The sequence below is a fragment of the Streptomyces triticirhizae genome (assembly GCF_003696235.1).
GTDB classification, from domain to species: Bacteria; Actinomycetota; Actinomycetes; order Streptomycetales; family Streptomycetaceae; genus Streptomyces; species Streptomyces triticirhizae.
On sequence record NZ_RFFJ01000226.1, the window covers coordinates 1 to 8,972 of the forward strand.

Here is an 8,972-nt window from a genome sequence, read left to right on the forward strand (position 1 = left end):
CGCGCGCGGGCCGGGCCTCGGCGCGGGCCGGCCGCGCCGCGTTGAGCTGCGACGATGCGGCACGGGCCGGGCGCGGTCGCGCCGCCATGGCCGCCCGGTGCGGCGATTGTGTGCGTTCCGTGATCATTGCGCCGGGGGTGGGGGCCCCTCCTAGTCTTGGCGTCTTGGGCAACCAGACCGATCAGAGGGGGAGTTCGAGCCATGGCCACGTTACCGGCAGTGCCGGCGGTCGACGCGCGGGCCGGCCGTCGACGCCGCTACGCCCTCGGGTACGCCGTCCTGATGTACGCCGTCACGCTGGTGTACTTCGCGCAGGCCGTCTCCGCCGGGCAGTTCCTGTCCGGCGGCTACGACGCGCTGAGCTGGCACCGCTACGCGGCGACCGGCACCGATGTGGTGCTGTTCTTCACGCTGCTCTTCGCCGGGCTGCTGCGCTGGCACGGCAAGGGCCGGCTGTGGCCGTTCCTCGCCACGCTCGGCCTGCTGGTGGCGAACCAGGCGCAGAACGCGGCGGGCGCGGCCCGGCTGGTGTCGCTGCACATCCCGCTGGGCGTCGCCATGCTCACGGCCGCCGTCGTGATCTGCCTGCGGGTGCACCAGGCCGGCGAACCGCGCGAGCCACGCGATCGGGAGGCCGCCTCGTGAGCGGGATCTCGCGCCGTTCGCTGCTGTGGGGCGCCGGGGCCGGCGCGTTGGCGATCGGCGGGGGCGGCCTGCTCGCCTTCCGCTTCACCGGCACCGACTCCACGGGCACGCTGCTGCGCAGCGGGATCGACCTGCCGCCGCCGTTCCGACGGCCGTTGACCCAGCCGCCGGTGCTCGCCCCGGTGGAGTCGACGGGCGACACCGACGTCTACGAGATCACCCAACGGGAGGCCACCGCCGAGTTCTTCGAGGGAGTCCAGACCCCGATCTGGGGCTACGACGGGATCTTCCCCGGCCCGACCATCGTCTCGCCGCGCGGCCGGACGACGGTGGTGCGGCACCGCAACGAGTTGCCCGTGCCGTCCGTCGTGCATCTGCACGGCGGGCGGGTCGCGCCCGAGCACGACGGGTATCCGACGGACCTGATCCTGCCGGCCGACGGCTCGCTCGACGACCACCACGGCACGGGCCACGGCGGGCACGCCGGCGACGTCACCCACGGCAGCCGCAGCTACGAGTACCCGATCGACCAGCGGGCGGCCACGCTCTGGTACCACGACCACCGCATGGACTTCACCGCCCCCGCCGTCTGGCGCGGCCTGGCCGGGCTGCACCTCGTCACCGACGAGGAGGAACGCGCCCTGCCGCTGCCGGACGGCGACCGGGACCTGGCGCTGGTCATCATGGACCGCGCCTTCGACGAGGACGGGGCGCTGCGCTACCCCAGCCGCGACCCGGAGCTGTTGGAGACGCCGGGCGTGACCGCCCCGTACGAGGCGGGCGTGCTCGGCGACGTGATCCTGGTCAACGGCACGCCGTGGCCGTACCAGGAGGTGGACGCGGTGCGCTACCGGCTGCGGCTGCTCAACGGCTGCAACGCGCGCCGGCTGCGGCTGCGGCTCGACCCGGCGCCGGACGGCGTGGACGAGCCGCTGGTCCAGATCGCCTCGGACGGCGGGCTGTTGGAGCGGCCCAGGGCACACCCGCACATCGACCTGGCCTCGGCCGAACGGCAGGAGGTCGTCGTCGACTTCTCCCGGTACGGTCCCGGCCAGACGGTGCGCCTGGTCAACGACTTCGGCTCGGGCACCACCGCCGACGTCATGGAGTTCCGGGTGGTGCGGGAGGCGCGGGACGAGAGCGAGGTCCCGGAGCGGCTCTCCGAGATCGAGCGGCTCGACCCGGCGGACGCGGTGCGCGAGCGGGACATGGTCTTCCAGTCCAACGCCGTGGACGGGCAGCACGGCTGGACCATCAACGGCGACCCGTTCTCCGTGGACCGGGTGCACGCCGCGCCGAACCACGGGGACATCGAGATCTGGAACCTGTACACCGACTTCCACCACCCGATCCATCTGCACCTGGTGCACTTCCAGGTGCTCAAGCGGGGCTCCAGGGAGCCGGGACGGTTCGACGGCGGCTGGAAGGACACCCTGGACCTGGGGCCCGCCGAACAGGCGCGCATCATCACCCGGTTCGACGGCTACCGGGGGAAGTACGTCTTCCACTGCCACAACCTGGAGCACGAGGACATGATGATGATGGGCAACTTCGAGGTGCGCTGAGGTTCGCCGAGGCCGCGCCGACTCCGTTCACCCCTCCCGAACCCCCCGCCCAGGGCGGGGGGTTCGCGGCTGCCGGGCGGCCCGTCTCCCCCTCGTTCGAGCGGTTCTCCAGGCCGGTTCATGACGCCGGTCGTACGGTCGGCGCGCCCGCCCCCGGTGGGCAGCGATGCCCGGACCGTCGAAGGAGGGCCATGACCCGCCGTCTGTTCACCTCGGAGTCCGTGACCGAGGGTCACCCGGACAAGATCGCCGACCAGATCAGCGATGCCGTGCTCGACGCCCTGCTGAGGCAGGACCCCGCCTCCCGGGTGGCGGTGGAGACGCTGATCACGACCGGACTGGTCCATGTGGCCGGCGAGGTCACCACCAGCGCGTACGCGGACATCGCGACGCTGGTGCGGAACACCGTCCTGGAGATCGGCTACGACTCCTCCAGGAAGGGCTTCGACGGCGCCTCCTGCGGCGTCGAGGTGTCCATCGGCGCCCAGTCGCCCGACATCGCGCAGGGCGTCGACACCGCCTACGAGTCCCGCGTCGAGGGCGACGAGGACGAGCTGGACCGGCAGGGCGCCGGCGACCAGGGCCTGATGTTCGGCTACGCCTGCGACGAGACGCCCGAACTGATGCCGCTGCCCATCCGGTTGGCGCACCGGCTGTCGGCCCGCCTGTCCCGGGTGCGGCGCGACGGGACCGTTCCCTATCTGCGGCCCGACGGGAAGACCCAGGTCACCATCGAGTACGACGGGGACCGCGCGGTGCGCCTGGACACCGTGGTGGTCTCCAGCCAGCACGCGGCCGACGTGGACCTGGAGACGCTGCTGACCCCGGACATCCGGGAGCACGTGGTGGAGGCCGAGTTGGCGGCGCTGGGCGCCGACGGCATCAAGCTCGACACCGAGGGCTACCGGCTGCTGGTCAACCCGACCGGCCGGTTCGAGATCGGCGGGCCGATGGGCGACGCCGGGCTGACCGGGCGGAAGATCATCATCGACACCTACGGCGGGATGGCGCGGCACGGCGGTGGCGCGTTCTCCGGCAAGGACCCGTCGAAGGTGGACCGTTCGGCGGCCTACGCGATGCGCTGGGTGGCGAAGAACGTGGTCGCCGCCGGGCTCGCCACCCGCTGCGAGGTGCAGGTCGCCTACGCCATCGGCAAGGCCGAGCCGGTCGGCCTCTTCGTCGAGACCTTCGGCACCGCCACCGTGGAGCCGGAGCGGATCGAACGCGCCATCACCGAGGTCTTCGACCTCCGCCCGGCCGCCATCATCCGGGACCTGAACCTGCTGCGGCCCATCTACGCCCAGACCGCCCGCTTCGGCCACTTCGGCCGCGAGCTGCCGGACTTCACCTGGGAACGCACCGACCGGGCGGACGCGCTGCGCGCCGCCGCCGGCGCGTGAGGGGAGCCGCCGCCATGCGTGTCGCCGTCACCGGCTCCATCGCCACCGACCACCTGATGACCTTCCCCGGCCGCTTCGCCGAACAGCTGCTGGACGGCAACCTGGAACAGGTCTCGCTGTCCTTCCTCGCCGACGAGTTGGAGGTGCGGCGCGGCGGCGTCGCCGCCAACATCGCCGTCGGGCTCAGCCGCCTGGGCCAACGCCCGCTGCTGGTGGCCGCCGCCGGCCGGGACTTCGCCGAGTACGCCGAGTGGCTGCGCGCCCAGGCCGTGGACACCGGCGCCGTGCGGGTCAGCACCGAACGCCACACCGCGCGCTTCGTGTGCACCACCGACGCCGACCAGAACCAGATCGCGACCTTCTACGCCGGCGCCATGGCCGAGGCCCGCCACATCGACCTGGCCGCCGAGCTGGGCCGGGCCGGGGACATCGCGCTGGTGATGGTCGGGCCCGACGACCCCGAGGCCATGCTGCGGCACACCGACGCCTGCCGCGCCACCGGCACCGACTTCGCCGCCGACCCCTCCCAGCAGCTCGCCCGGCTCGGCCCCGAGGAGGCGCGGCGGCTCGTCGACGGCGCCCGCTTCCTGTTCACCAACGCCTACGAGTCGGCGCTGCTGGCCGAGCGCACCGGCTGGTCGCGCGACCAACTCCTCGACCGGGTGGGCTGTTGGCTGATCACCCAGGGCGCGGACGGCGTCGTCATCGCCCGCGCCGGCGAGCCCGACGTCGCCGTGCCGGCCGTCGCGCCCGAGCGGATCGCCGACCCGACCGGCGCCGGCGACGGGTTCCGCGCCGGCTTCCTCAGCGGCACCGCCCGGGGCCTGCCCCTCGCGCACGCCGCGCGCCTGGGCTGCGCCGTGGCGGCGGTGGTCCTCGAAACCATCGGCACGCAGGAGTACAAGCTCTCCGCCGCCGATCTGTGGATGCGGATCGAAAGCGCCTACGGGCCGGCGACGGCCGCCGCCATCATCAACGACCTGGAGTTGCCTTGACCAGCACGCAAGCCCCCCCGCACCCCGAAGCCCGGCCGGCGGCCGAGGCCATCACCGCCTGTCGCGCCTGCGGCAACACCACCCTGCTGCCCGTGCTCGACCTCGGCGAGCAGGCCCTCACCGGAACGTTCCCCCGCACCCGCGAACAGAGGGTGCCGGCCGTTCCCCTGGAGCTGGTCCGCTGCGCCCCCGACGGCTGCGGCCTGGTGCAGCTGCGGCACACCACCGACACCGGCCTGATGTACGGCGGGGACTACGGATACCGCTCCGGGCTGGGCGAGTTCATGATCAACCACCTCGGCAGCAAGGTCTCCCTGCTGACCGGGCTCGTCGACCTGGGCCCCGACGACATCGTGCTGGACATCGGCTCCAACGACTCCACCCTGCTGCGCGCCTACCCGGCCGACGGGCCCACGCTGGTCGGCATCGACCCGACCGGGGAGACGTTCCGCCAGTACTACCCGGACCATGTGACGCTGATCCCCGAGTACTTCTCCCGCGAGGTCTTCGCCGCCCGCTTCGGCGAGCGCCGCGCCAAGGTCGTCACCTCCATCGCCATGTTCTACGACCTGCCGCGCCCGCTGGACTTCATGCGCGACGTGCACGACGTCCTCGACGACGACGGCCTGTGGCTGATGGAGCAGAGCTACATGCCGGCGATGCTGGAGGCCACCGCCTACGACGTGGTCTGCCACGAGCACCTGGAGTACTACGGGCTGCGGCAGATCCAGTGGATGGCGGAACGGGTCGGACTGGTCGTGGTCCGCGCCGAGTTGAACCCGGTCTACGGCGGCAGCCTGTGCGTGGTGCTGGCCAGGAAGGGCACCAGGCACCGGATCGACGAGGCCGGCGTCGCCCGCATCCTGGAGAGCGAGCGGGCGCTCGACACCATGGAGCCGTTCGAGTCGTTCGCCCGCCGCGCCGTCCAGTACCGGGACGGGCTGCGGGAGTTCCTCGACACCTCCCGCGAACGCGGCCTGCTGACCCTCGGCTACGGCGCCTCCACCAAGGGCAACGTCATCCTCCAGTGGTGCGGCATCACCGAACGGGACCTGCCCTGCATCGGGGAGGTCAACAAGGACAAGGACGGCTGCTTCACGCCCGGCACCGGCATCCCCATCGTCAGCGAGGCCGAGGCCAAGTCCCGCAAGCCCGACCAGCTGCTGGTGCTGCCGTGGATCTACCGCGACGGCTTCGTCGAACGGGAACGCGCCTACCGGGAGGGCGGCGGCCAACTGGTCTTCCCGCTCCCCGAGTTGTCGGTGGTCTGAGCCGGTCCCGCCGGCGGCCCTTGGGGCACAATGAGGGGATGGTGACCGGGACCGTGATCAGCGTCCTCGGGCCGCTGCGGGTGGAGACCGAGGACGGCCTCCGGCCCGTGCGCGGCGCCCGGCTCGGCACCCTGACGGCGGTCCTGGCCCTCGCCGGCGGCCGGGAGGTGCCCCGCGCCGAGCTGATGGACGCCGTGTGGGACGAGAACCTGCCGGCGGCCCCCGACAACGCGCTCCAGGCGCTCGTCGCCCGGCTGCGCCGGGCCCTGCCGCCGGGCACCGTCCACTCAAGCCCCACCGGCTACCGGCTCGCGGTGCGGGCCGAGGACGTCGACGCGCTGCGCTTCGAGTCCCTGGTCCGCGCCGCGACCGGCGACGGCTCCGCCCGCCGCGTCCCGCCGCTGCGCGAGGCGTTGGCACTGTGGCGCGGCCCCGCGCTCGACGGGCTCGCGCCCACCAGGGCGGTGCGCGCCCACGCCGTGCGCCTGGAGGAACTCCGGCGCCGCGCGCGGGAGGACCGCGTCGACGCCGACCTCGCGGCCGGCGAGGGCGCCGCCCTGGTCGCCGAACTCTCCGCCCTCGTCTCCGAGGACCCGCTGCGGGAACGCCCCCGCGCCCAGCTGATGCGCGCGCTCCAGGCCGCCGGCCGCCGCGCCGAGGCCCTCGCCGTCTACGAGGAGGGCCGCGCCCGGCTCGCCGAAGCCCTCGGCATCGACCCCTCCGACGAGCTGCGCCGCACCCACCTGGAGGTGCTGCGCGGCGAGGGCGCCCCGCCCCAGGGCCCGCGCGCCCCCCGCCCGGAGCTGGCCGCCCCGTTGACCGAACTCACCGGCCGCGACGAGGAGTTGGCGACCATCGCCGAACTGCTCGACCGCTCCCGGCTGGTCACCGTCACCGGACCGGGCGGCGTCGGCAAGACCCGGGTGGCGACCGAGGCCGCCCGCCGCGCCGCCCGCGACGGCGGCCGGCACGTCCGCCTCGTCGAGCTGGCCTCCGTCACCGAACCGGCCGCCGTGCCCTGGGCCGTGCTCGACGCCACCGGCGCCGGCGAGAGCGGGCTGCTGTCCGCGCCCGGCTTCCAGACCGCGCACCCCGGCGCCGTGCTGCGCCGCCTCGCCGCCGTGCTCGCCGAGTCCCCGACGCTGCTGGTCCTCGACAACTGCGAACACCTCACCGAGGCCGTCGCCGAGACCGTCGGCGCGCTGCTGGCCCGCTGCCCGGAGCTGCGCGTCCTGGCCACCAGCCGCGCCCCGCTCGGCGTCCCCGGCGAACGGCTGCTGCCGCTGGCCGGGTTGGCGCTCCCCGCCTCCCCTGCCGACGCCGCCTCGCCCGCCGACGCCGCCGCCTCGCCCGCCGTGCGGCTCTTCGTCGACCGGGCGACCGCCGTGCGGCCCGGCTTCACCCTCGACGAACACACCGTCGGCCCGGTCGTCGCGATCTGCCGCGCCCTCGACGGGCTGCCGCTCGCCCTCGAACTCGCCGCCGCCCGCACGATGTCGCTCTCCGTCGCCGAGATCAGCGACCGGCTCGACGACCGCTTCCACCTCCTCGACGGCGGCGCCGGCACCGCCGGCGGCCGCCGGCGCACCCTGACCGCCGTCATGGACTGGAGCTGGGAGCTGCTGGACGACGCCGAACGCACCCTGGCCCGCCGGCTCGCCGTCTTCGCGGGCCGCGCCGAACTCTCCCTGGTGGAACGGGTCTGCGCCGCCCCGCCGCTGTCCCCGCAACGGATCGCGCCGCTGCTGTCCGGGCTGGTCGCCAAGTCCCTCGTGCAGTCCGAGGAGGTGGCCGGCCGCACCGGCTACCGGATGCCGGAGACCGTCCGCCTCTACGCGGCGGGCCGGCTCGCCGCCGAGGGCCCGGGCGACGAGGACGCCGCGACCCGGCTGCGACACGCCCGCATCCTGCTGGAGATCGCCGAGGCCACCGAGCCGGAGCTCCGCAGGGCCGGCCAGATCGCCGGACTCGCCACCCTGCGCGGCCTGTTGGCCGACTTCCACGCCGCGCTCCACTGGTCGGTGCGCTCCGGGCCGCCCGAGCTGCCGATGCGGCTGGTCGCCGCCCTCGAATGGTTCTGGCTGCTCAGCGGCCGCCGCGAGGAGGGCGCCGAGTGGACCCGCCGCGCCCTGGCCCTGCCGGCCGCCGGCCACCCGAAGGAACGCGCCATCGTCTGCGCCATCGGCGGCCTCCAACTCGGCGCGCTGCTCGGCGAGGAGGAGGGGCTGCGCCACCTCTTCGAGGCGCTGTCCCTGATCAGGGAGCTGCCCGAGGTGGACCACCCGGCGCTGGTCGCCGCCGGCATCCTCGGCTCGCTGGCCGCCGGCTCCCCCGAGGCCGTCGCCGGCACGCTGCGCTCCGTCGAGGACCACCCCGACCCCTGGGTCGGCTCCTTCGCGCGGATGCTGGGCGCGCGGATGCTGGCCAACGCCGGCCAGCCGCAGGCCGCCAGGGCCGAACTGCGGGCCGCGCTCGACGGGTTCCGCACCGTCGGCGAACGGCTCGGGCTGACGTTCACCCTCTCCGTGCTCGCCGAGCTGGAGAGCGACCGGGGCGACCATGTGGGCGCCATCAGCGCGTGGGAGGAGGCGCTGCGCGCCGTCCGTGAACTCGGCGTGGCCGAGGACCAGCCGATGCTGCTGGTGCGGCTCGCCGTCGAACACGCCCGCACCGGGCGCGACGCCGAGGCGGAGGCCGGGCTGGCGCGGGCCGCCGAGCAGGCGGCGCGGCTCGGCCTGGGCGAGGTGACGGGCGTCGCCTGGCACGCGCTGGGCGACCTGCGCCGCGCGCGGGGCCGCACGGAGGAGGCGCGGCGGCTGCTGGACCGGGCGCTGGCGCAGGTGATGGCGCACGGCCGGGGCATCGGCTACCGGCCGGCGGTGCTGGTCAGCCAGGGGCATCTCGCCGTCGCCGAGGGCCGCCTCGCGGCGGCCGCCGAAGCGTGCGCGGACGCCTGGGAGTTGGCGGGCCGGGTGGACGACGCGCCGCTCACGGCCCGGGTGCTGGTGCTGGCCGCCGAGATCGCCGTGGCCGGCGGCCGCGCCGAGTCCGGCGCGGTGCTGCTGCGCACGGCGGCCGCCGTGGGCGGCCAGCCGC

6 protein-coding genes are annotated in these 8,972 nt (G+C 74.6%); all 6 read left to right on the forward strand.

The window, feature by feature from the left end:
- Positions 1-201: 201 nt before the first annotated feature.
- Positions 202-645 (forward strand): hypothetical protein, encoded by a 444-nt coding sequence (locus EBN88_RS31345; protein ID WP_199742490.1) that lies wholly within the window; start codon positions 202-204, stop codon positions 643-645.
- The gene (locus EBN88_RS26170) at positions 642-2,210 is read left to right on the forward strand and encodes a multicopper oxidase family protein (protein WP_233580972.1); all 1,569 of its coding nucleotides are present in this window, start codon (positions 642-644) and stop codon (positions 2,208-2,210) included. The genes EBN88_RS31345 and EBN88_RS26170 overlap by 4 nt, the downstream gene beginning before the upstream one ends.
- Before the next feature lie 191 nt (positions 2,211-2,401).
- Positions 2,402-3,610: a methionine adenosyltransferase gene (gene metK, locus EBN88_RS26175; RefSeq protein WP_122399524.1), complete on the forward strand. Its 1,209-nt coding sequence runs from the start codon at positions 2,402-2,404 to the stop codon at positions 3,608-3,610.
- Between the two features lie 14 nt (positions 3,611-3,624).
- Entirely contained in the window at positions 3,625-4,605 is a 981-nt protein-coding gene (locus tag EBN88_RS26180; protein WP_122399525.1) for a carbohydrate kinase family protein, read from the forward strand.
- Entirely contained in the window at positions 4,602-5,876 is a 1,275-nt protein-coding gene (locus tag EBN88_RS26185) for a class I SAM-dependent methyltransferase (protein WP_122399526.1), read from the forward strand. The genes EBN88_RS26180 and EBN88_RS26185 overlap by 4 nt, the downstream gene beginning before the upstream one ends.
- A gap of 38 nt (positions 5,877-5,914) precedes the next feature.
- On the forward strand, positions 5,915-8,972 hold a 3,058-nt coding region (locus tag EBN88_RS26190; RefSeq protein WP_122399527.1), incomplete at its 3' end, for a BTAD domain-containing putative transcriptional regulator.